This is a genomic window from Cytobacillus sp. NCCP-133, assembly GCF_026011715.1.
GTDB lineage: Bacteria > Bacillota > Bacilli > Bacillales > Cytobacillaceae > Cytobacillus.
This window is the reverse complement of sequence record NZ_BRVM01000013.1, coordinates 81,678-104,442: the sequence shown is the minus strand read 5'-3', so window position 1 is coordinate 104,442 and position 22,765 is coordinate 81,678. Positions and strand designations below refer to the sequence as shown.

Annotated in this window: 21 protein-coding genes, 1 pseudogene and 2 riboswitches; of the genes and pseudogenes, 17 read left to right on the top strand and 5 right to left on the bottom strand. The window is 39.5% G+C overall.

What is annotated here, in order from left to right; all coding sequences use genetic code 11:
- The first annotated feature begins 9 nt into the window (after positions 1-9).
- Positions 10-978 (top strand): ArsA family ATPase, encoded by a 969-nt coding sequence (locus tag NCCP133_RS15340; protein ID WP_264805938.1) that lies wholly within the window; start codon positions 10-12, stop codon positions 976-978.
- Positions 979-1,407: 429 nt separating this feature from the next.
- Here NCCP133_RS15340 and NCCP133_RS15335 read toward each other — a convergent pair whose 3' ends face one another.
- Positions 1,408-2,394 (bottom strand): TIGR03943 family putative permease subunit, encoded by a 987-nt coding sequence (locus NCCP133_RS15335; RefSeq protein WP_264805936.1) that lies wholly within the window; start codon positions 2,392-2,394, stop codon positions 1,408-1,410.
- A 10-nt stretch (positions 2,395-2,404) separates the two neighbouring features.
- Positions 2,405-3,403 (bottom strand): permease, encoded by a 999-nt coding sequence (locus NCCP133_RS15330; protein WP_264805954.1) that lies wholly within the window; start codon positions 3,401-3,403, stop codon positions 2,405-2,407.
- A gap of 296 nt (positions 3,404-3,699) precedes the next feature.
- Here NCCP133_RS15330 and NCCP133_RS15325 point away from each other — a divergent pair.
- Together NCCP133_RS15325 and NCCP133_RS15320 are read left to right on the top strand one after the other, a co-directional pair.
- Positions 3,700-4,452, top strand: a pseudogene (locus NCCP133_RS15325) (CobW family GTP-binding protein); the annotation flags it as partial.
- Positions 4,453-4,699: 247 nt separating this feature from the next.
- Positions 4,700-5,026: a hypothetical protein gene (locus NCCP133_RS15320; protein WP_264805935.1), complete on the top strand. Its 327-nt coding sequence runs from the start codon at positions 4,700-4,702 to the stop codon at positions 5,024-5,026.
- A gap of 426 nt (positions 5,027-5,452) precedes the next feature.
- On the opposite strand, the gene NCCP133_RS15315 is transcribed toward NCCP133_RS15320, so the two are convergent.
- Positions 5,453-5,731 carry a phage holin family protein gene (locus NCCP133_RS15315; protein ID WP_442874277.1) on the bottom strand — a complete coding sequence of 93 codons (279 nt, stop codon included), beginning with the start codon at positions 5,729-5,731 and terminating at the stop codon, positions 5,453-5,455.
- A gap of 347 nt (positions 5,732-6,078) precedes the next feature.
- Here NCCP133_RS15315 and NCCP133_RS15310 point away from each other — a divergent pair, with 347 nt between their 5' ends.
- A complete protein-coding gene (locus NCCP133_RS15310; RefSeq protein ID WP_009334826.1) occupies positions 6,079-6,279 on the top strand; it encodes a cold-shock protein in 201 nt (66 codons plus the stop codon).
- A gap of 119 nt (positions 6,280-6,398) precedes the next feature.
- Positions 6,399-6,983 (top strand): DUF421 domain-containing protein, encoded by a 585-nt coding sequence (locus NCCP133_RS15305; protein ID WP_264805931.1) that lies wholly within the window; start codon positions 6,399-6,401, stop codon positions 6,981-6,983.
- Between the two features lie 61 nt (positions 6,984-7,044).
- Here NCCP133_RS15305 and NCCP133_RS15300 read toward each other — a convergent pair whose 3' ends face one another.
- Positions 7,045-7,203: a hypothetical protein gene (locus tag NCCP133_RS15300; protein WP_264805930.1), complete on the bottom strand. Its 159-nt coding sequence runs from the start codon at positions 7,201-7,203 to the stop codon at positions 7,045-7,047.
- Positions 7,204-7,352: 149 nt separating this feature from the next.
- Positions 7,353-7,458: riboswitch (SAM riboswitch) on the top strand.
- Positions 7,459-7,544: 86 nt separating this feature from the next.
- On the opposite strand from NCCP133_RS15300, the gene NCCP133_RS15295 reads away from it, so the two are divergent.
- The 9 genes from NCCP133_RS15295 to NCCP133_RS15255 all read left to right on the top strand — a co-directional run bounded on the left by NCCP133_RS15295 (position 7,545) and on the right by NCCP133_RS15255 (position 19,563).
- Positions 7,545-8,876 carry a Na+/H+ antiporter NhaC family protein gene (locus tag NCCP133_RS15295; protein WP_264805929.1) on the top strand — a complete coding sequence of 444 codons (1,332 nt, stop codon included), beginning with the start codon at positions 7,545-7,547 and terminating at the stop codon, positions 8,874-8,876.
- 206 nt (positions 8,877-9,082) lie between these two features.
- Positions 9,083-10,228: an exonuclease SbcCD subunit D gene (locus tag NCCP133_RS15290; RefSeq protein WP_264805953.1), complete on the top strand. Its 1,146-nt coding sequence runs from the start codon at positions 9,083-9,085 to the stop codon at positions 10,226-10,228.
- Positions 10,225-13,359 (top strand): AAA family ATPase, encoded by a 3,135-nt coding sequence (locus NCCP133_RS15285; protein ID WP_264805928.1) that lies wholly within the window; start codon positions 10,225-10,227, stop codon positions 13,357-13,359. The genes NCCP133_RS15290 and NCCP133_RS15285 overlap by 4 nt, the downstream gene beginning before the upstream one ends.
- Before the next feature lie 133 nt (positions 13,360-13,492).
- On the top strand, positions 13,493-14,170 hold the full coding sequence (locus NCCP133_RS15280) for a diphthine--ammonia ligase (protein ID WP_264805927.1): 678 nt from the start codon (positions 13,493-13,495) through the stop codon (positions 14,168-14,170).
- Positions 14,171-14,265: 95 nt separating this feature from the next.
- Positions 14,266-14,640, top strand: coding sequence for an SET domain-containing protein (locus tag NCCP133_RS15275; RefSeq protein ID WP_264805926.1), 375 nt, complete (start codon positions 14,266-14,268; stop codon positions 14,638-14,640).
- Positions 14,641-14,752: 112 nt separating this feature from the next.
- On the top strand, positions 14,753-15,484 hold the full coding sequence (locus NCCP133_RS15270) for a YwaF family protein (protein WP_264805925.1): 732 nt from the start codon (positions 14,753-14,755) through the stop codon (positions 15,482-15,484).
- The gene (coaW, locus tag NCCP133_RS15265) at positions 15,481-16,287 is read left to right on the top strand and encodes a type II pantothenate kinase (protein ID WP_264805924.1); all 807 of its coding nucleotides are present in this window, start codon (positions 15,481-15,483) and stop codon (positions 16,285-16,287) included. The genes NCCP133_RS15270 and coaW overlap by 4 nt, the downstream gene beginning before the upstream one ends.
- A 71-nt stretch (positions 16,288-16,358) precedes the next feature.
- Positions 16,359-18,239, top strand: a complete 1,881-nt coding sequence (gene selB, locus NCCP133_RS15260; protein ID WP_264805923.1) for a selenocysteine-specific translation elongation factor — start codon at positions 16,359-16,361, stop codon at positions 18,237-18,239.
- A gap of 334 nt (positions 18,240-18,573) precedes the next feature.
- Positions 18,574-19,563, top strand: coding sequence for a C40 family peptidase (locus NCCP133_RS15255; protein ID WP_264805922.1), 990 nt, complete (start codon positions 18,574-18,576; stop codon positions 19,561-19,563).
- 4 nt (positions 19,564-19,567) lie between these two features.
- Here the strand turns inward: NCCP133_RS15255 and NCCP133_RS15250 are convergent, their stop codons facing one another.
- Positions 19,568-19,837 carry a CsbD family protein gene (locus NCCP133_RS15250; RefSeq protein ID WP_264805921.1) on the bottom strand — a complete coding sequence of 90 codons (270 nt, stop codon included), beginning with the start codon at positions 19,835-19,837 and terminating at the stop codon, positions 19,568-19,570.
- 188 nt (positions 19,838-20,025) lie between these two features.
- Positions 20,026-20,130, top strand: a riboswitch (SAM riboswitch).
- Positions 20,131-20,208: 78 nt separating this feature from the next.
- Between NCCP133_RS15250 and NCCP133_RS15245 the strand changes: the two genes are divergently transcribed.
- The 3 genes from NCCP133_RS15245 to NCCP133_RS15235 are packed head-to-tail and all read left to right on the top strand — an operon-like array spanning position 20,209 to position 22,733.
- Positions 20,209-21,222 (top strand): methionine ABC transporter ATP-binding protein, encoded by a 1,014-nt coding sequence (locus NCCP133_RS15245; RefSeq protein WP_264805920.1) that lies wholly within the window; start codon positions 20,209-20,211, stop codon positions 21,220-21,222.
- On the top strand, positions 21,212-21,877 hold the full coding sequence (locus NCCP133_RS15240; protein WP_264805919.1) for a methionine ABC transporter permease: 666 nt from the start codon (positions 21,212-21,214) through the stop codon (positions 21,875-21,877). Before NCCP133_RS15245 ends, NCCP133_RS15240 begins: the two co-directional genes overlap by 11 nt.
- 25 nt (positions 21,878-21,902) lie before the next feature.
- Positions 21,903-22,733 carry a MetQ/NlpA family ABC transporter substrate-binding protein gene (locus tag NCCP133_RS15235; protein WP_264805917.1) on the top strand — a complete coding sequence of 277 codons (831 nt, stop codon included), beginning with the start codon at positions 21,903-21,905 and terminating at the stop codon, positions 22,731-22,733.
- Positions 22,734-22,765: the final 32 nt, after the last annotated feature.

The following is a 22,765-nucleotide window of genomic DNA, read 5'->3' as shown; positions in this document are numbered from 1 at the left end:
AATAGAGATATGGATTTTTTAAACAAGAAGATTTACTTTGTCGGCGGCAAAGGGGGAGTTGGAAAAAGCACCACGTCTGCGGCCCTTGCCCTGCTTTTATCCAAACAGGGCAAAGACGTCCTCCTTGTTTCCACTGATCCTGCACATAATACGGGAGATTTATTTCATATTGAGTTGACTGGAGAAATTACATCGGTCAAGAAGGGGCTGGATGTGCTTGAGATAAACTCCGGCAAGGAGACTTCCCGTTACATAAATGGTGTAAAAGAAAATATTAAAGGTCTTGTCAAATCAACGATGCTTGATGAAGTACATCGACAGATTGACCTTGCTGCAGCATCGCCTGGAGCAGAAGAGGCAGCGCTGTTTGACCGGATTACATCGCTGATCCTGGAAACTGTGCACCAGTATGACAGCATTGTGTTTGATACAGCCCCAACTGGACATACCATCCGCTTGCTGACTCTTCCTGAGCTAATGGGCGTCTGGATGGACGGGCTATTAGACAGACGGAAAAAAATAAACAAGAATTACACAGAATGGATGAATGATGGTGATCCAGTGGAAGACCCCATCTATGAAAAGTTAATGGAACGAAAAAATAGATTTATGAAGGTAAGGAATTATCTCCTTAATCAAGGCCAAACAGAATTCTTATTTGTCTTAAATGCCGAGCGGCTCCCGATCCTGGAAACGACAAAGGCCATCAATACACTGCATAATCACGGGATCGATATTCATACGTTAGTTGTTAATAAAATTATTCCAGTTGAAGCAGACGGACAATTCATGGAAAATCGGCGAATAAATGAAAAAATTTATTTAGACGACATCCATGATCTGTTTTCTAAGAAAAGAAAGCTGCTGCTGCCATTACTCGATAAAGACATTTCGAGTTTTGAAGATTTAGAGATATTCACTTGTAATTTGCGAAACTCTTTATTAGAAGGAAGCCAGCCGTCCATTTCTGTACAATAATGCTGTATTTAAAATCATAAGTGAAATGTTCATTGAGATTATGGTATAAACCCAAAATCCTGTAAGAGTGTGGCGTTAAGGAGCAAAAAAATGAGAAAAAAGCGGAAAGGTTTGTCCACACATTTTCATTCAAATTTAATACACTAATATAGAAGATCTCCTCCCTAAGGATCTTTGGTCTGCATAGTTGCCGTTATTCCGCGAACCGGAATAGCGGCTTTTTTAATGGGCGTAAGAGAGGACGTTGAGCGCAGTTGAGCGCAACTAAATTAGTTGAGCAGAAGTTGGCAAGCCGGCGTGGGCAATGGAAGAGGTCTCTTCCTTTCCTAATTCGCTTGCAAGACTGGCTGATGAGCTTCATGTGGTGGTTTCACGATTTAAACTATAGTGATATTTTACAAGAAGGGACTCAGAGGAGCCCATTCTTTCTTATAGAATTCTTACATTAATCGGGTACAAGTAGGGAATAAAAGGCTCATCTATTTCTTCCCAACCTGTAATCTTAATAAGAGGCATTTCAGTTCCATTATAGGTTGCCGTATCAATGACGCCTTTTACTTTAACCCACATATTTTCATACAATTCCGGTGCCTCCTCCAATTCTGAAAGAAATCCGATCATACTGGCATCAGCCACACAATGGGTAATTAAAAACCTTGAAATTACAAGTTGGTTAGAAGAAAGGCCTTCCTCCTTATAAACAAATCCCTGAAATTCTATTTGGCGTCCTTTAAATCTCTCTATATCTTTACTTATTTCCTCGTAATACAAACTAAAAACAAAATCATCCATTTTAATGACAGAGCTTGAATATAGCCCCTTCTTTAAGTGTTCAAATTCTTCCTTGGAAACTTCCTGTTCTTCTTCGTATAGAGGAGGTTCCTGTTCAGCCGAATCCTCGAAATCCTCTAAAGAATCCCGAATAGAGTAGTCTTCCATATCATCATTCTCATCAACGCTAGTCGAATCGGCCTGGTTTGAATTAACATTATTTTTGTTCCCAAGTACAGCTAATCCGCCCTTTTTATCGGCTATAGATGCATCAAGTGTTGCAGCGGGTAGATAGAAGCCAGTCAATAATGGAAAAATGATAATGCTGTATGAAAACAATTTTTTTACTGTAAACGGTGTATCCCCGTGATCATGATGGTGTGAGCAATCATGATCATCGACATGATGGCAGCAGGCCCCGCCTGCGTGTTGTCCGTGGGACTCCCCCTCTTTTTTAGAACTCCATATTCTTGTGATTTGAATAAAAAACAAGAATAGAAAAAGTATGGATGCAGACTTGCTTAGTGGGATGTATTTTGGATTAATATATTTCGTTATATCACCTGTATAGTGCAAATAAAAAATCAATCCGCAAAAAGCTAGAAGTATCAATGCCCTTAGGGCCTGCTGGAAATGAAATGCCATTTGAAACCCCCTAAATGATATTTTGAAAAAGAAGGATTGTAATAAATACAACTGAAGCGGTCAATACCAATACTCCTAGTACGAACTTCAGGCGAAAAACACTAAGCATCATAATGGAATTTTTAAAATCAATCATCGGTCCAAAAATGAGGAAGCCCAGGATTGAGGGACGTGGAAAAATACTGCTGAAAGACGCACCAATAAAGGCATCTGCTTCGGAACAAAGTGAAAGAATATAGGCAAAGCCCATCATAATTACTAAAGAAATAACAGGGTCATCCGCAATTTGCAAAAACGCTTTTGCAGGCATAAAGACTTGTACAATAGAAGCTAAAAAAGCCCCAATAATTAAATATTTCGCCATATCAAAAAACTCATCAATGGAATGAGTAAGCATGGACCAAATCTGCTCTATCAGGGAACGCTTTTTTACATAGCTGTGGTGATGAATGACTTGAACTGAATCCTTCAGATGATTTGATCTAAATATTATACTCACTATAAATGCTATTATTATAGCAATCAAAAATCCCAGTCCCATTCTAAGACCTGCCATTTTAAGATCATTCCCAAAAGCCATATATGTAGAAACAATCACAATTGGATTAATAAGCGGGCCTGTCAGCATAAAGCCAATGGCTGCATAAACAGGTACACCTTTTGATATGAGGCGGCGAATTATCGGAACAATCCCGCATTCACACGCGGGAAAAAGAGCTCCAACAGTGCAGCCCATGACAACAGCTGCGGCTTTATTTTTCGGGATCCATCTGCGGATATGTTCTTCCGTAATAAAAATTTGAATAAAACCTGCAATGAAAACACCAATCAATACAAAAGGCAGTGCTTCTATTAAAATGCTGATAAAAATAACATTAAGATTTAGAATCGAGGCAGGTATTCCAATAGGCAAGTTCAGTCCGGAACTAAAAGAGATGAGATAAACTAGAATCCCCAATAAAATAATGCCAGTGAAATCAATTAGATGACTTCTAAATATTTGGATTATAAACTCCTCCTGTAATAAAAATCGTAACGATTACGTTTTAAACTTTACATTAATTCTATGAAGTTGTAAATGGAAATATGAACATTTTGAGAGGATAGGAAAAAAGTCAGAAAAATATTTTTTGAATAGGACTTGCAATCAGCTGGAATATCGAATACCATTCAAATCATAATAATTACGATTTGATAAATCTTAATATACTGCAACAAAAAAAGCGGGTTAAAGCGCTGTATAGATAACTTTTCACAATATCTAAATCGTAATGAATACTATTTATTTGGAAGGAGTGTTTATCCATGGACAAAAAAATTCCTGTAACAGTATTAAGCGGCTACCTTGGCACAGGTAAGACGACATTGCTGAATCACGTTTTACATAATCGAGGGGACAAAAAAATAGCTGTTATTGTAAATGATATGAGTGAAGTGAATATTGACGCTTCGATGGTTAAAAAGGGGGGTTTTTCAAGAACGGATGAATAGTTGGTTGAGCTTCAAAACAGCGGTATCTGCTGTACTCTGAGAGAAGACTTAATGATAGAAGTAGAAAGACTGGTCAAGGAAGGAGAAATTGACTATATCCTCATCGAATCCTCAGGTATATCAGAACCAATCCCAGTTGCCCAAACTTTCACATATATCGACGAAAGCATTGGGATTAATCTTTCTGATCGATGCCGGCTGGATACAATGGTTACAGTTGTGGATGCAAACCGCTTTTGGCATGACTTTGCATTTGGTGAAACTTTGCTTGATCGTAAACAGGGAACGGATGAAAGGGATAACAGGGAAGTAGTTGACCTATTAATTGATCAAATCGAATTTGCGAATGTACTGGTGCTAAACAAAATTGATTTAGTGGATGATGAAAGTGCAGCTGAACTAAAAACGATTTTGCAAAAATTGAATCCTGATGCAATGATAATTGAAACCGTTCGGTCAGAAGTGGAATTAAAAGAGATTCTAGATACTGGCTATTTTAATTTCGAAAAAGCTAGCCAGGGAGCTGGCTGGATAAAAGAATTGAATGAAGAGCACATTCCAGAATCGGCCAGCCAGAGGATGCAGCAAACCTGGCAGCCTTTCTTGCCAGTGAAGTTGGCAAGTGGATAAGGGCAAGTACTTTATTCCGAGGGTGCTTTCTCCGCAGCTGAAGTAACCTGAGTGTCAAAAAATCAAGTAACAGTTATATAACAAATCATTGCTATTTTTATCATTTTCGATACAAAATACCTGAAAGGGTTTATAGTTCTCTTCCGAATGTGTATAAATAGAAGATAGTAAAGGGGAGAGACCTATGAATAATCTATTAAATGACCCTGATTTTGTGCAATTTTGTGAAACTGCTTCCCCGCTTGAAATGGTAGAGCGTTTAACAGATGGTAATATAAGAGGACTTGAAAAAATTGCATTGGGGACATTGACAAACAGGAAACAGCTTCCTGCAGATGTTGTTAACGTCCTGCTTGTTTATTTTTTCAGTGCTTATGCCAATGAAGTATACGACCGAAATGATTTGGCCAGGTTGTACGATTACTGGTCATCAAGTTATGTATATAGCTTTTCAAAAGCACAGGAAATGACAGAGCAAAACATAGATCAGGTTTTATCAGGATTAAAATAATGATTATGTATCAAATGAAAAAAGTTCAATCCCCAAGGGGTTGGACTTTTTCAAATGCTGCTATACTAATCCGCTGGAAACGAGATTACATTGAACAAGTAGCCGGATACACATAAGACAAATAAATCCGCCTAACACGAAAAAGAAAGCTTTCGTGACCCACCCACCAAGGTGGCTTTTTCAAAAGATATGGCATATGTCCGATATTTTGCATATGTGATTCATAGCTATATTTTTTGCCGAAGTACAAGAATGGCAAACCAAACAGGAGAAAAATGAAAACCACAATCCATCCTTCAAACCACGATGGCGGATTTTGTTTATACATGATGACAATAATCTCCTTAATAAAAAAATTTTAAAATATTTTAAGCAAATCTTTAGAAAAAGTTATAAAAGAAGTCCTCTATTCGAGGACTGAAAGGGCTATTTCTTCTTTCTTGCTGAAGCGCCTTCTAACGTTTGTTTCATCATTTGATGTCCGAGTACGGCCACACCTGCAGCTGTAATGCCATTGATGACACCACTTACTGAAAAACCGAAAGCGATGCTCCCGGTTATAACCGAAATGATGACAAGGATCCAAAGGATCGACCAATCAGGCACAGAAGGTGTTTGTTTTAGCCCATAGCCAATAACCCATAAAGCAGGTACTAGCATATAGTAATTCTGGCTCAGGAAATCAAGTAAATTCAAAAGAGTCACCTCCTAAATGTAATACTCCATTATATGAATGGCTCTACTATAACGTTTGTTTGCTTGTCTTCATCCTGCAAAAAGAAACTGGTTTCTTTGGCGAGTATCTAATCTTTACATATAAGAAATTGCCTGTCCTGCTAATGGTTTAAGCGCTTTAAACATGATTATGATTAGTTGACATTCATATTTAATAGTGCTAAATTTAAATCAGCCGTTATGCATCGTATTATATTTTGCTAGCTGCTTCTTCAACCGTTAGGAAATGGTCTGGATGAGTAATGAACGTAAAGTTATAAGCGTGTATAAGGTGAATTTACACATGGCTTTTTGAAGCCAATAGGAGGATTTTTTTCATGAAAAACGGTAAAGTAAAATGGTTCAATGCTGAAAAAGGTTTCGGATTCATCGAAGGTGAAGACGGAAACGACGTATTTGTACATTACTCTGCTATCCAATCTGAAGGCTTCAAGTCTTTAGAAGAAGGCCAAGAAGTTTCTTTCGAAGTTGTTGAAGGCGCTCGCGGTCCTCAAGCTGCTAACGTAACTAAACTATAATTGATTGACCCATACAAAGACAGCCTGGCTTTTTAGCTGGGCTGTTTTATTTTGCCTAAATTGCATAGTTGCCCCTTCATTTCCACATCCTATGAAAAAACAAGGAAGGTGGCTTCAAAATGAATTTTGCCTGGCAATCAATCCTATTAGTTTTTGCTGGAGTTTTGCTTTTGCGTGTTGCCGGAAGAAAATCTATTTCGCAAATGACACTCGCCCAAACTGTTGTAATGATATCGATAGGTTCCATAATTATTCAGCCCATCATAGAGACAAGTGTTTGGAAAACCATTGTAGCAGCTGCCATTTTCATTGCATCCTTGATATTAATGGAATATTTGCAAGTGAAGTTTAATTTCATTGAAAAATTAATAACAGGCAAATCCAAAATTGTGATCGAAAATGGCAAGCTTCGGCCTGCTAATATGAAAAAGCTCCGCTTCACAGCTGATCAATTGGAAATGAGACTGAGAACGAATGGAATTACAAAAATATCGGATGTGAAAATGGCAACACTCGAATCCAACGGCCAATTGGGATATGAACTAATGGATGATGCAAAGCCATTGACAGTTGGGGATTTCAAGCGGCTTATGGGCGGAATGATCTTGCAGTCTCCCGTGCAGCCTATCCCTCGGCAATCAGAAGATATTTTTCAGGAACTTAAAGAAGGCCATACTCAGCCACATTCCCAGGATCTTCATTAATTTGGACAGGGAATGAATCCGTAAAATGAAAAAGCCGCCCAAGTTTGGCAGACTCCTCTCGTTATTCCATGTTTGAATTTTGCAGGCTTCTTCTCGTATCAAGGATTGATTCCTGAATACGCAAATGATGAATAATGGTCAAAATGATGATGCAGATGCTGAAGAGACTTGATAAAAACGTACTTCCAACCAAAAATCGAACAGACTTCCGATCGAACATTGTTCCACTCCTTTTTTCCTTAGTATTTCAATAGGAGGGAAAAATATGTTTATTTTCAATAAAAATCCCAAACAAAATAATCTTGAACTTTATTGGTTTTCCTGTATAATTTTCAAGCAGGAGTTAATACATGAAAATTAAATAGAAGTATCTTATCAAGAGAGACGGAGGGACTGGCCCAAGGATGTCTCGGCAGCGGGCTCAATATGAGCGCTGTGCCAAATCCAGCAAGCATTGATGCTTGGCAGATAAGAAGGGACTGTGAAATAGCTAAGATCTCTTCTTGTTTGAAGAGGTCTTTTTATTATGTTGATAAAGCCAATTATGGAGAGTGGATTAATATGAAAAAAGCAGGTAAAGGAAATCCTTGGGCATTATTCCCGCTTATTGCATTTCTTTTGATTTTTATTGGCAGCGGAATTGCGACAGGCGATTTCAAAAAAGTTCCCATTATTGTTGCTGTAGTAATAACTGCGGGTATTGCACTATCGATGAATAGAAAGGTACCATTTATGGAAAAGGTTGATATCTTTACAAAAGGAGCAGGAAACCCGAATATTATCTTGATGGCGATCATTTTTATTCTTGCTGGTGCATTTTCAGGAACAGCCAAGGGAATGGGAGCAGTCGATTCGACAGTTAACCTGGCCTTGAATTTTGTTCCGCAAAACTTGCTTATGGTAGGGATTTTTGTTATCGCGTGCTTCATTTCCCTTTCTATGGGAACTTCTACTGGTACAGTCGTTGCACTTGCGCCAATCGGTGTTGCTCTTTCAGCTGAAACGGATATATCTATAGCGTTGGCTATGGCTGCCGTCATCGGCGGAGCCATGTTTGGCGACAATCTATCTGTCATTTCCGATACGACCATTGCAGCTGTCAGGACTCAAGGGACCAAAATGACTGATAAATTCCGTGTGAATTTTTTAATTGTACTGCCTGCGGCATTGATTACTGCCCTGATTCTTGGATTATTAACAGCCGGACACGAAAGTGCGGTAACGAGCCAGGAATTCAGCCTACTAAAAGTAGTGCCGTATTTAGGTGTACTGGCGGCAGCGCTATTAGGAATGAATGTAATTATAGTTTTAAGTGGCGGTATTCTGCTCGCGGGGATAATTGGAATTGCTGATGGAAGCTATACAATCGTTACATTCCTGCAGATGATTGCTGAGGGGATGGCAGGAATGCAAACTCTTGCGATCATTGCAATCCTAATTGGCGGTGTGGTGGAAATTATCCGCTTCAATGGGGGAATTGACTATTTACTGAACTTAGTGACAAGCAAAATAAACTCCCGCAGGGGAGCCGAGTTTGGAATAGCATCGCTTGTCTCACTTACGAATATTTCTACTGCGAACAACACCATTTCTATCATAATTGCAGGGCCCCTGGCAAAAAATATTGCGGATCAGTATGATATAGACCCAAGGAAATCTTCAAGTATACTGGACATTTTTGCTTGTTTTATTCAGGGGATTATACCTTATGGAGGCCAAATGCTGGCTGCTTCCGGACTTGCTGCGATTTCGCCGGTGAGCATTATGGCATACTCTATTTATCCAATATTGATAGGGATTTGCGGGATTATTGCCATCCTAATCAACTTCCCAAATCTGAAAGATGCTTCAAATAAACTACCTGAGGGATTACACTCTGGTAAGTTAAAATAATTGTAGAGTAAATCTAAAAGAGCCTGGGTGTCAGGCTCTTTTAGATTTTTTCTTAATAACTATGTTCTGGCAAATCTTTCTGATATAATAAGAACGAATGTTCTGTTAATAAGATTTCCTTTTTTTGCAGAAACTCTAAATTTTTGGGTTTGCTATAATGGTAACATTGCATAGATTGAACGAGTCAGAAAAAGAGGGTGGTTATGATGAAATTTATCCATACGGCAGATTGGCATCTGGGAAAACTGGTTCATGGCGTTTATATGACAGAAGACCAGCGCCATTTTTTAAACCAATTCATTGAAGTTGTAGAAGAAGAGAAGCCGGATGCTGTAGTAATCGCAGGAGATTTATATGACAGGTCTGTCCCTCCCACAGATGCTGTTGAATTGTTAAATGAAATCCTTTTTAAAATAAATGTAGAACTAAAAACGCCAGTAGTGGCAATTGGCGGAAATCATGACAGCGCTGAAAGGCTTTCGTTTGGCAGCTCGTGGTACAGACAAAGCCATTTCTATTTAAAAGGAAAACTTGTAAATGATTTCAAGCCTGTACATATCAATGGTGTTAATTTTTATCTGGTGCCGTATGCAGAGCCAGGAATGGTCAGGCAATTGCTTGATGATGACGGTGTTCATTCTCATGATGATGCCATGAAGGCTATTGTTGGGAAGATAGAAGAATACTTAAAACCGAATGAACCCAACGTATTTGTTGGTCATGCATTTGTCCTGGGCGGGGCAACAACTGATTCGGAAAGGACTCTATCCGTGGGGGGCTCAGGGTGTGTTCATTCCAGCTGCTTTGATCCTTTTTCTTACACTGCACTTGGGCATTTACATAGTCCTGATGCAATCAAGCATGACAAAATCCGCTATTCAGGCTCCCTGCTTAAGTATTCTTTTTCCGAGGCGAAACAGGAAAAGTCCATTTCTATTATTGAAATGAAAGATAACGGGGAATTTGAACTTCGTACACGCTCGCTTACGCCTAAGAAGGATTTAAGAGAAGTGGAGGGCCATCTTGATGAGCTGATGGATCCATCATTTTATGAAAAACAAAATCTGGATGACTACCTTAAAATCACACTGTTGGATGAAGGGGCCTTGCTTGACCCAATAAACAAGCTTCGGCAGATATATCCGAACGTCCTTCATCTTGAACGGAAGATTTCTATTACGGATATGAAGAAAAAAAACTCCTTCTTATCTATAAAGGAGGAGAAAAAATCAGAGCTTGAGCTTTTCAAGCAGTTTTACGAGCAGATGACAACCTCAGAATTTACAAAAGATAAACAGCTTGTTATGACCGATGTAATTGAAAATGTGCTCAAGGAGGAGGCACTGAAATGAGACCTTTAAAATTAAAGATGCAGGCATTTGGCCCTTATGCAGATTGTGAACACATTGATTTTACAGAGCTTGGGAACCGGACGATGTTTGTTATTTCCGGAAAAACCGGATCAGGAAAAACTACTATATTTGATGGAATCAGCTATGCCATATACGGAAAAGCAAGTGGCGAGGACCGAAATGGGCCGGAACTTAGAAGCCAGTTTGCCAAAAATGAAACACTGACTGAAGTTTCCCTCGAATTTACATTAAGGAACAAAACCTACTATATCACCAGGTCCCCACAGCAGGAAAAGAAAAAGGAACGGGGCAATGGTACAACAACAGTGAGTGCCAAAGCGGAACTCTACACGTACGGTAATGATGGAAGCCGTCAGCTGCTTGCATCTAATGTCAGGGATGTCGATGAAAAAATAAAAGAAATCATGATTATCGACAGCAATCAATTCAGGCAAATTCTCATGATTCCTCAAGGTGAGTTCAGAAAGCTTCTTACCTCTGAAAGCAAGGACAAGGAAGTTATTCTTCAGCGATTATTTCATACTCAAATTTACAAAAGGATTGAAGAAAAACTTAAGGAAGAGGCTTCTGAGCTAAAAAAAACAGTTGAAGATCAGGTTAAGCTTCGTAATCAGCACTTACAGAATGCTCAAGTTGTTTATAATGAGGAACTGAAGGGTTATTTGGAAGCAGGAAGTGTAAATGACTCAATTTTGCTCCCTTTATTGGAAGCAGAAATTACGAAAATGGCTGAGGGGATCGAACAATTAACAGCTGCAGGCATGAAACAAAAAGAAAAAAGGGACGCACTCCAGCAAAAGCTGTTTGAAGCAGAAACGATCATGAAGCAGCTGAATACAAAAGAAGAACTGAAGCAAAGAAAAAACGGGCTGGAAGAGTTAAAAGAACAGTATGATGGTAAAGAAAAGCTTATTTCCCTTGCCCAGAAAGCTGTTTTGCTTCACCAGCAGGAACAGCTTTGCCATGACTTAAAAAATGATCTGGATGCAGCGAATGAAGACCTTTCTGCAATAATGAAAAACTTTGCATCCCTGGCCGGCCTTCTAAAGCAAAATGAAGAAAGATTGGAAACCGAAAAGAATCGGGAAGGCGAAAGAAAACAGGCTGCTGAACAGGTAAATCGTCTGCAAAACATGAAGGAAGATATAAACTCCTATGCAGATGTAGAAAAGCAGGTCCGTATTCTTCGAGAAAAGCTAGAAACCCTCCGTATGCAAAAAAAGCAAAAAGATGCAGCGTTAAAAGATACCGATCAAAATTTTCAGGGGCTAGTAGAGGAAAAACAAGACATTGAAAAAAGCCATTTGACATATATCGAGAACGATCGCCACCTTGAAAAAATGGCAGAAGAACTAGAAAAGCTGATTAAGTATGAAAACCTGCAAAAAGAGAATACGCAGGCTCTTGAAACCCTTGATAAGGAGAAAAGTTATTTTGAACAAGCTTCATCAAGGTTGGAAGATGCGAGACTGCTCGTTGACGAATTGGAGCGAAAATGGCTGCATGGACAAGCATCCATATTAGCTGGCAAGCTGCAGAATGGGGAAGCATGCCCTGTTTGCGGATCTGATCATCATCCTAATCCTGCCACATCGCAGGCCGATATTCCAGATGAAAGTGATTTAAAGTCAGCAAAACTTCAGGCATCCGAAATTGAAGCAGAAAAAACGAAAGCCGAATCATCATTTTATGAAGCTCAATCCCATATGAAATCTCTTGAAAATGCTTCAGATGAACTCTTTAAAAGGATACAAAAACACCTACCTGATTTTGAAATAGGAAACTTGGAGTTACTAAAGGAAACATTGATTTCAAAGAGGACGGAACTTTCTAATCATCAGGTGGTGTTAAAGAAAAAGAATTTCAGGCTGGAAGCTTGCACTTCAGAAATTGAAAAATGCAAAAAGGTGAAGGAATCCCTGGCTGCAGACATAGATCAGCTTCAAGATCAACTCAATGATGCCTCCATTCTCCATGCAGAAAAGAACAGCAACTGGATGAGGATGACTGATGCCATACCGGAAGGCCTTCGATCCATCAAGACTTACCAGGCCAGCTTAAAAGCAGCAATGGAACAGCAGGAACAATTGCAAAAGAACTTGGAAATGGCACAGCAAAAATATCAGGATACAAAGGCTGCATACTTGGCAGAACAAGCAAAGCTTGAGACACTTGAAAAGCAGGCTGCTAGGCTAGAAGAAAAACTTACGGTTGAAAGGCAAAACTTTGTTCAGCAAATGAAAGACCAGGGCTTTGAGGTATATGGAGAATACCGTAATGCCAAGAAATCAGACAAAGAGATAAAAAGCCTTGAAGCAGAGGTTCGTAAATATCGTGAAGAAGTACGGTCAGTAAACGATCGTTTCATGGAACTCACGCAGCTTCTCGACGGCGCTGATACACCTCATATGGAAAATCTTCATTCGGATTTAAGGGAAACAGATGAAGAATTGAAACAGCTCCAGGACCAATACACAAATCTTTATATGAAAAAGAAACATAATGAAGAAACAATCAATAGGATTATCGAAATAAATGATAAGATGAAAGCTCTTGAAGATCGTTATAAAGTCATTGGACATTTATATGAAATCTCCAAGGGGCAGAATACTTATAGGATTACATTTGAAAGGTTTGTGCTTGCTGCATTTCTGGATGATATTTTAAGAGAAGCAAACGGACGCTTAACTCAAATGACGAGCGGAAGGTATCAGCTGCTAAGAAAAACTGACCGGTCAAAAGGAAACGCACAAAGCGGCCTAGAATTGCTTGTTTTCGATCAATATACTGGGCAGGAAAGACATGTTAAAACATTATCAGGCGGAGAAAGTTTTAAAGCTGCTCTTGCTCTTGCACTTGGGCTTGCTGAAGTTGTACAGCAGTATGCAGGTGGAGTTTCTCTTGAAACTATGTTCATTGATGAAGGGTTTGGAACACTTGATCCCGAATCCTTAGATCAGGCCATTGAGGCATTAATTGATATCCAATCGGGCGGAAGACTCGTCGGTATTATCTCACATGTTCCTGAGCTCAAAGAAAGAATTGATGCCCGACTGGAAGTATCCGCCAGCCAAACAGGAAGCAGCACGCAGTTTCAATTTCTGAATTAAGCATTGTCTTAAGCTAAGTGTGAGCTGGGATAGTTTTAAATGTGAATCTGCGGTTTTAAAGATCCATATAAATGGAAGATGATAGATTGCCTATCCTGTTCTTCCTAACTTAAGCGGTTAAGAAGGTGTGAAAATGAATAATAGAGTAGCTTTATCCTGGAGCGGCGGAAAAGACAGCAGCCTAGCTTTAGACGTTTTAATAAACAAGGGAGTTGAGGTTGCATGTCTGCTTACAACTGTGCCAGCAGAAATCGGCAGAACCTTTGGGCATGGCGAGAAGATAGAATTGATTAGCCTCCAGGCAAAGGCTTTGTCGATTCCCTTGGCATTCGTTTCTTGTTCTTTTGAAGATTATACTCAACGTTTCGTTGACGATTTAAAGAAAATTAAAGAAGAGTACAGCCTAACAGGCATTGCTTTCGGGGATTTGTACCTGGAAGGACATCGTGAATGGGGAGAAAAGGCAGCAGCTGAAGCAGGGATAGAGGCTGTATATCCTCTCTGGATGGAGGAAAAAGATAGTATAAAGGCTTTGGAAACATTTATAGACTCTGGCTATAAAGCGAAAGTGATTCGCGTGTGTGAAGATGTGCTGGATTCCTCATGGCTTGGAAGAGATCTTGATTCCGCTTTTTTGCGAGATATTCAGAATGTGAATGCTTGTCCAATGGGTGAGTCTGGAGAGTATCATACTTATGTTTATGATGGGCCTTTATTCTCTCAAAAAATCCAGCTGGCATCTCCCAAATTAATTCAGCTGGAAACAACAAAAAAATTAGAATTCGAAGCATATCAACTTACCGAAAAATAGTATAGAAACCTCCGCTATTATAGAGTTTTTATTTTGGCTAAACTGTATACTGCGGCTAAAAAATACGTCAATGACGAGAATGAGCAGGTAATAATATGATTGAGATTAAAACATCTACAATTAGTGATGGTGAACATAACAGAGGTGTTTTTGCAACACGTGATATAAAAAAAGGAGAATTAATTCATGAAGCTCCAGTTCTCTCTTATCCCAATGAAGAGCACAGGCACATTGAAAAAACCGCCCTTGCTGATTATGCATTTGAATACGGAAGTAAGCACAGCGCTATCCTCTTAGGCTATGGCATGCTTTTTAATCATTCCTATAAACCCAATGCTGTCTATGACATTAATTTCGACAATCACACCTTCGACTTTTTTGCCTATAAAGATATAAAAGCTGGCGAGGAGATACTGATTAATTATAATGGCGAAGTGGATAATGACGATCCGCTTTGGTTTAATGAGTAATGCAAAGATGGCAAAAAACGTGAGGTAATCCCATTTACCAGTCAATCCAAGGAAGCGCAGCAAGGTTTGCAGAAAGGATAGAATAAGGAATCAGTCTGGAGGGAGACTTATCATGCCAGGAATTTTTTCTTATGATTATAATGCTTTCCCTTTTACTGTTTTTACAGCTTCACATATTTTAATGATTGTTTTACTTGCTGCTGTTTCCGGCATCCTCTTTATACTCAGGAAGAGGCTTCGTCAAGTTGACGCCTGGGTTAGGGGAATGATGTTTTTCCTGCTTTTTGTTTTAGAATTGCTTTATCATATCTGGCTCTTCAACAATGGCCAATGGGATATCTCCTTCACTTTGCCTCTCCATTTATGTTCAATTAGTCTTATCCTTTGTCTGGTACTACTGGCAACAAAATCAAATGCGATCTTTCAGGTTGTTTATTTTATCGGGATTGTAGGCGCTTTAATGGCTATTTTAACTCCCGAGCTTTTTTTAGGGTTTCCGCACTTTCGCTATTTTCAATTTTTCATTACCCATAATCTTATTATCTGGACATGCCTTTATTATGTGTTTGTCCATCAATTCAAACCAACTGGCAATGGGATGCTTCTTTCCTTTCTGTTTTTGAACATTAGTGCCTGTGCAGCTTTCTGGGCTAACCAAATAACGGGTGGAAACTATATGTTCGTTGCCTATAAACCTGAAAATGCTTCATTGCTGGATTATCTTGGTCCATATCCGTTTTACATCTTGTCGCTTGAAGGAGCTGCACTATTGCTGTTTTTTATTTTGCTGGCTCCATTTAAGATGAATAATAGTAAGAAAGAACGAATGGAGGATATGTCATGAAACCGGTTAAAATTGGGATCGATGCAGGAGGCACTTTGCTGAAAATGGTTTATGGAGAGAAAGGACGATTTCACTATAAAACATTTTCAACACATGAATTGCAAGCGCTTACGGGCTGGCTGAACATAACTATACCGGTTGCTTCCATTGCCTTGACCGGAGGAAGATCCGCAAGCCTAAAAAAAGATTACTTTCCGGATGCGTCAATCATTTCCGAGTTTGAGGCAAACTGTGAAGGAGCTGCTTTTTTAATGAAGGGGGCAGGAATTTGGAAGGATCCATATCTGCTGATTAATATTGGAACGGGTACTTCCATTTACATGAATAAAGGCACAAGTTATAGCCGTTTATTAGGAAGTGGCATCGGCGGAGGTACATTTATGGGCCTTGGGAAGCTGCTTACTGGTGTAAATGACTTTGCGGAGCTAGTTTCCCTGGCAGCCAAAGGGGATAACAAGGAAACTGATTTACTGGTTAAAGATATCTACTTTCCTTCCAAACCGCCTATTGGTGGAAGCCTGACTGCCAGCAATTTTGGAAAATCGAAACTAAATGAAAATGTCAGCAATGAAGATAAAATGTCGAGTTTAACAAATATGATTGCAGAAACCATTGTTCTGTTGAGTATGCAGGCAGCTGCCCTTCATCAGGTTCATGATCTTGTTTATATTGGAGGCACACTTAAAAGTAATAACCTGCTGAAATCGCGTTTAGAGCATTACACGAGGATGCTGAACCTTTCTCCTAATTTCCTTCCGAATGGAGAATACAGCGGAGCAGTCGGCGCTTTCATGTCCTTGTAAAATCAGTTTGATTGAAAGATTCTTTTTTTCAAGATACAGTAAAAAAATGTACGAATAAGTAGGTGGCATAATTGACAAAAAGGTATTTTACTATAGGTATGGCAGGCCATATCGATCATGGAAAAACAACTTTGACTAAAGCATTAACAAATGTGGATACAGACAGACTAAAAGAAGAAAAAGAACGGCAGATTTCCATTGAGCTTGGATTTGCACCCCTACATGAGGATGGAGAAATCCAAATTTCAGTTATAGACGTTCCAGGCCATGAACGATTCATCAGGCAGATGATTGCCGGAGTTGCAGGTATCGATCTGGTTGTCCTTGTGGTGGCAGCGGATGAGGGTGTGATGCCGCAAACGAAAGAACATTTGGAGATACTCGACTTCCTTGGAATCCAGAATGGTATTGTAGCAATCACAAAGATGGATCGGGTAGACAGCGAATTCATCGATCTTGTGAAAGAGGAAGTCATGGAGGAACTTCAAGGAACTGTTTTTGAAAGTGTACCATTTGTGTTAACAGATAGTTTATCAGGAAAAGGAATAGAAGAGTTAAAGAACTTAATCATACATATTTTGAAAGAACAAGATACAAGGGATGCCAAAGGGGCATTCCGGCTTCCGATTGATCAGGTATTTACTGTAAAAGGGCAAGGAACGGTTGTAAGGGGAACTGTTTACGAAGGCAAAATTGAGGAAGGTCAGGCTCTTAAAGTTTTGCCAGCAGGTCTTGATGTAAAGGCAAGACAAATTCAAGTCCATCATCAGCCTTCTCCTTCTGCGTTTGCAGGGCAAAGGGCTGCGATTAACCTTTCCGGTGTTTCCAAAGAAGATCTGGAGAGGGGAGAAGTCCTAGTTTCTTCTGAACATTTTAGTGTGACAAAAACAATTGATGTGGCTTTAAGAATTGTTGATGATCTTGAACATCCCATCAAACAGCGGATGCCTGTTAAATGTCATATCGGCACTGCCGAGGTTATGGGAAGAATTGTATTTTTCGATCGTAATGAATTGAAAGATACTTCAGGAGAAATTCTTTGCCAGCTGCGTTTGGATGAGGAGATTGTAACAAAAAGGGGAGACCGGTTTATTTTACGCAGGCCAAGTCCGGTGGAGACTATTGGCGGAGGCTGGGTAATTGATCCAAATGGTGATAAATACCGGTTTGGACTGCAAACCATTGAAGACCTAACTAAGAAAAAAGAGGGAAGCCCCAAAGACCGAATTATTGCAGCTTTAGCAGAAGACAAAAGCCTGGCGCTTCCTGAAATCATGGCAAAAACTTCACTTGATGAACAGACGGCAAGTGAAGTACTTACTGCCTCTGATTTCCTTCAAATTAATAGCAAAGATTTTATACTTGCTTCACAGCAAAAAAGTCTTGAACAAGAAATATACGGCTATTTGCATGAATTCCACCATGAAAATTCATTGAAACAGGGGCTAAACAAAGCGGAGCTTCTACAGGTCATGCAAAGGGTCTATCCAAAAGCACTAATTGAATATGTAATTAACCTAGGGATAGAAAATGGTATTTTCAGAAGGAAAGGGCAATTTCTGCATAATGCAGATTTTAACCCCCACGCACCGAAGAGCTGGCAAAAACGCACTGAAAACCTTCTAGCAGATTTGAAAAAAGATGGCTTAAAAGTAAAGAATTTTGATGATTACTATCAATCCGCAGGAATTCCAGATCATCTTAAGGTTGATTTAAAACGCTTCTTAGAAGATCAGGGGGCAATTTCCCCTCTTGATGGACAATTCTATTGGCATGGAGATTATTTCAGGGACGCAGTGGAAAAGCTAAAGAGAGGGACAGGTTCAGATTTCGAAGTCGGGGATGCCAAGGAAATCCTTGGGCTTTCGAGAAAATATATGATTCCTTTCTTGGAGAGGCTTGATTCAATTGGACTTACAAACAGAGTTGAAAACAAAAGAGTATGGAGATAAACAGAACTAAAAGCTGGTCTATTGGACTGGCTTTTTTCTTTTGTTTTGAGGAAAATAGCAAAAGAAACTTAAAATTGGGGTTATTTTCTAGTAAAAAGTTTATTTAAAACTTTCGGATTATTTGGTTTGTATTACACGTATTTTTTATTTATTTATTTGAAATTATCCCTTATACCGGGACTATGTAACTATTGATTATAGGAATATAAAGGGATACTAGGAATATTAAGGAATTAAAAGTTTTCCTTTCCAAACACTCCAATATTTTCAGGTAGGATTTTACTAGATTAATTACTAATATTAGGTTGTCAAAGAAATTTAAGGAGTGTACAACTTGAAAAAACAACTACTTACAATGGCTGCGACAGCTGGATTATTGTTTACAACGTTCAATGGTGAAGCAAGTGCTCATGAAAATAGATATAAAGTTCAATCAGGTGATACATTATGGAGAATTTCCATTAATCATAATCTATCAGTGGAAGAATTAAAGAAATGGAACAATATTTCGGGTTCAACGATTTATGCCGGAGTGTCTATGACACTATTACCACCACATAGCCATGAGTCATCTCAAAGTACAGCGGGAAGCGTAACTGTTAGCTACACAGTGAAATCTGGCGATACTTTATGGGGAATTGCAAGAAAAAATGGCCTCTCTGCCAATGCTCTTAAGAATTTGAATGGATTAAGCAGCGATATTATTTATTCTGGCCAAAGACTAAGAGTCAAAGGAAGCTCTTCTGCTCCTGCGCCAACTGCTTCTTCAGGAGACAGCAGTGTCTATACAATTCAAAGAGGAGACACCCTTTCAGGGATTGCATCTCGCCATAATGTATCGGTTTCACAATTAAAGGCTCTAAATAATCTGTCTTCAGACTTGATTTATGCCGGTCAAACGCTAAAAGTGTCTGGTTCTGCAGCCAGCCAGCTGTCAGAAACAAGAGTAGCAGCCCAGTCAACATCCAAGGTTAATGAGCTTATTGCCGGGGCAAAAAAATATATTGGTGTTCCTTATGTATGGGCAGGCAGCACACCATCAGGCTTTGATTGCTCTGGTTATCTTAACTATGTCTATAGCAATGCAGGAATCTCTATACCTCGTACCGTAGCTTCCATTTGGAGTGCTACAAGATCTGTTACATCACCGCGTGAAGGTGATCTGGTTTTCTTTGAAACTTATAAAGCTGGCCCATCTCATGCGGGAATCTATCTTGGAAATAACAAGTTTATTCATGCAGGTTCTTCACGAGGTGTCGAAATCAGCGATATGAATAATTCTTATTGGAAGCCACGTTACCTGGGTGCTAGAACAACTTTTTAATCTATTACCCAATTAATTGTAAATGAAACATAGACACGCAAAAAAGGTACCAGCAGCTGGAAAAGCTGCTGGTACCTTTTTTAATTTCTTGAATCATTGAAGGTTTTTGATAGTGCTTCTTCGTATCGCCCCATGTTTCTTTGGCTTGGCCTTTCATCTTCTCCATATTGCCTTCAGTTTCTTTCGATTCATTATTGGTAAATTTTTCGTACTGTTTTTTCATCTCGCCTTTCAGCTGATCAATATTGCATTTGTTTGTTCTCTGTTTATTCAAGTCTCCTCCTTGGCTAATATTTCTTGGCTTTTATATACCCTTAATTAAACGGCTAAAACCAATTGCACAAAAAAATCTTTTCTTACTCCCACAAGAACGTAAGCGTTTCCTAAAGAAGTCTGAATATAAAATACTTATTGACAATTTACTTGTATTGATATAATATTTTCACTATCAACTTAATAGCAAACTTATCAAGAGTGACTGAGGGATCAGGCCCTATGACGTCCGGCAACCTCCAATACGGAACGGTGCCACTTCCTGCAGAATGATTTCATTCTGAAAGATAAGTCGTCATACATACACGATGCCTCTTTCCGAATGGAAAGAGGTTTTTTACTTGAAATTGGAACAATGAATGGGGGATCTGAATGATAGAAATAAAGGAACTAGTAAAAGTATATGAAATGAAAAAAGGCAGTGTAATGGGTGTAGATCATGTAACACTTACTGTGGAAAAAGGAGAGATTTTCGGAATTGTAGGGTACAGCGGGGCAGGGAAAAGCTCATTGCTTAGATGCTTAAACCTATTAGAAACACCGACTTCAGGAGAGATAAAGATTGATGGTCTGTCATTAACTGCACTTGGTAAGAAAGACCTGCGAAAGGCTCGCTTGAAAATAGGAATGATTTTTCAGCATTTTCATCTGGTTAGTTCAAAAACAGTCTATGAAAATATTGCATTTGCATTAAAAGCGGCACACAAAACAAAGTCCCAAATAGATGCACGTGTAAAAGAGCTGCTTGATATGGTGGGACTGACAGACAAGCGGGATGTATACCCGTCACAGCTAAGCGGCGGACAAAAGCAGCGTGTAGGCATAGCAAGGGCTTTGGCCAATAATCCATCTGTTCTTTTATGTGATGAGGCAACATCCGCGCTGGACCCTAGCACAACAAAGTCAATCCTGGCTCTGTTAAAAAAAATCAATAAAGAACTTGGCTTGACCATTGTATTAATTACCCACGAAATGGAAGTTGTGAAAGATATTTGCGACCGGATGGCGGTCATGCAGGACGGAAAAGTCATTGAAGAAGGAAAAGTGTACGATCTCTTCTCAAACCCGCAGCAACCGCTGACAAAAGATTTCATAAACAGCATCCTGCAGTTTGATTTGCCGGATAAGCTTTTAAAGGAGCGAGACGGGAAAATTATCAAGATCTATTTCCAAGGCAGCATAGCCGAAGAATCAGTTATCTCAGATGTGTTCCAGCAATTTAAAGTGAAAGGCAATATCCTTCACGGGAAAATTGAGTATATACAGGATACGCCGCTCGGAATCTTTGTCATGGAACTGACGGGTGCGACGCTCGAAATTGAACGTGCCATCCATTACATCACGGAGAGGACAAAGAGTTTGGAGGTGATCAGAGATGCAGCTTGATAGTTTAATAAGTATACTGCCAGAACTCAATAAAGCGTTTTTTGAAACCATCTATATGGTTGGGATTTCAATGATTGTTGCCATTGTTATTGGGCTTCCGACAGGTATCTTGCTATTCGTTACAGATAAAGGTTTATTTATGGAAAACACATCTTTTAAAAACATTGTTGGTTTTATCGTTAACATGATTCGTTCCATTCCATTCATCATTCTGCTCATTGTCTTATTGCCTTTAGCCAATATGATCACAGGAACAACCATAGGACCGACTGCTGCATCGGTATCACTCTCAGTAGCTGCCATTCCATTTTTCGCAAGGATTGTTGAACAGTCACTGCGGGAGATTGATAAGGGTGTGATTGAAGCTGCTGTAGCTGTTGGAGCGTCGCCATGGATGATTATAAAGGATGTTCTCGTTCCGGAGGCGAAACCGGGAATCATCCAGGGTATTACCATTACCGTCATCAGTCTTGTCGCTTACTCAGCGATGGCAGGCATTGTCGGCGGCGGCGGAGTCGGTGACCTGGCCATCCGCTTTGGATATTACAGATACGATAATACAGTTATGTTTACAACCGTTATTATTCTAATTTGCCTGGTCCAGCTTTTCCAATTAGCTGGTGACCGGATTGCCAGATTAGTTGATAAAAGATAAAAAAATACATCAGGGGGAAAAGAAAATGAAAAAATTAGGATTAGCACTATTGCTTCTTCTTACATTAGGGATTTTGGCAGCATGCGGAAGCGAGGATTCTTCTTCTGAAGCAAGCGCCGAAAAGAAGGAAATCAGTATAGGGGCTACGTCGGGTCCCTACAGTGACATGGCAAGCAAAGCAATTAAACCGATTCTTGAAGACAAAGGCTACACTGTGAAAGTCGTTGAATTCAGCGATTATATCCAGCCAAATCTGGCACTTTCAAAAGGTGACCTGGATGCAAACCTGTTCCAGCATAAAATCTATATGGAAAACTTCGCAAAAGAACATAAAATTGATCTTTCGGAAGTTATTTCTGTTCCAACTGCGCCAATGGGAATTTATTCAAAAAAATTCACTTCACTTGATAAAATTGAAGATGGGGCAGCCATTGCGATTCCTAATGATCCAACTAATGCAGCACGTGCTTTCTTAATTCTTGAGGACGCTGGACTTATCACATTAAACCCGGATGCCGATCCGCTTACAGTCTCTGAAAAAGATGTTGAAAACAATGTGAAAAACCTGCAATTTAAGCCAATTGAAGCGGCTCAGCTTCCGCGTGCTGTGGATAGCGTTGATTTATCAGCCGTTCCAGGAAACTTTGCCCTTGCAGCAAAAATGAATCTTCTGGATGCATTGCAGCTTGAGAATATGCCAGATCAATATCGCAACAGGGTTGTAATCGACTCAAAGAATGATGATACCCAATTAGCTAAAGACTTAAAAGAGGCAGTTGAATCAGCCCAGTTTGAAAAAGTGATCGATGAACAATTCAAAGGTTTCGGAAAGCCGGAATGGATGGAAAATCGATAATTATAGGAAGCGCGCCAGCAAATGCTGGCGTC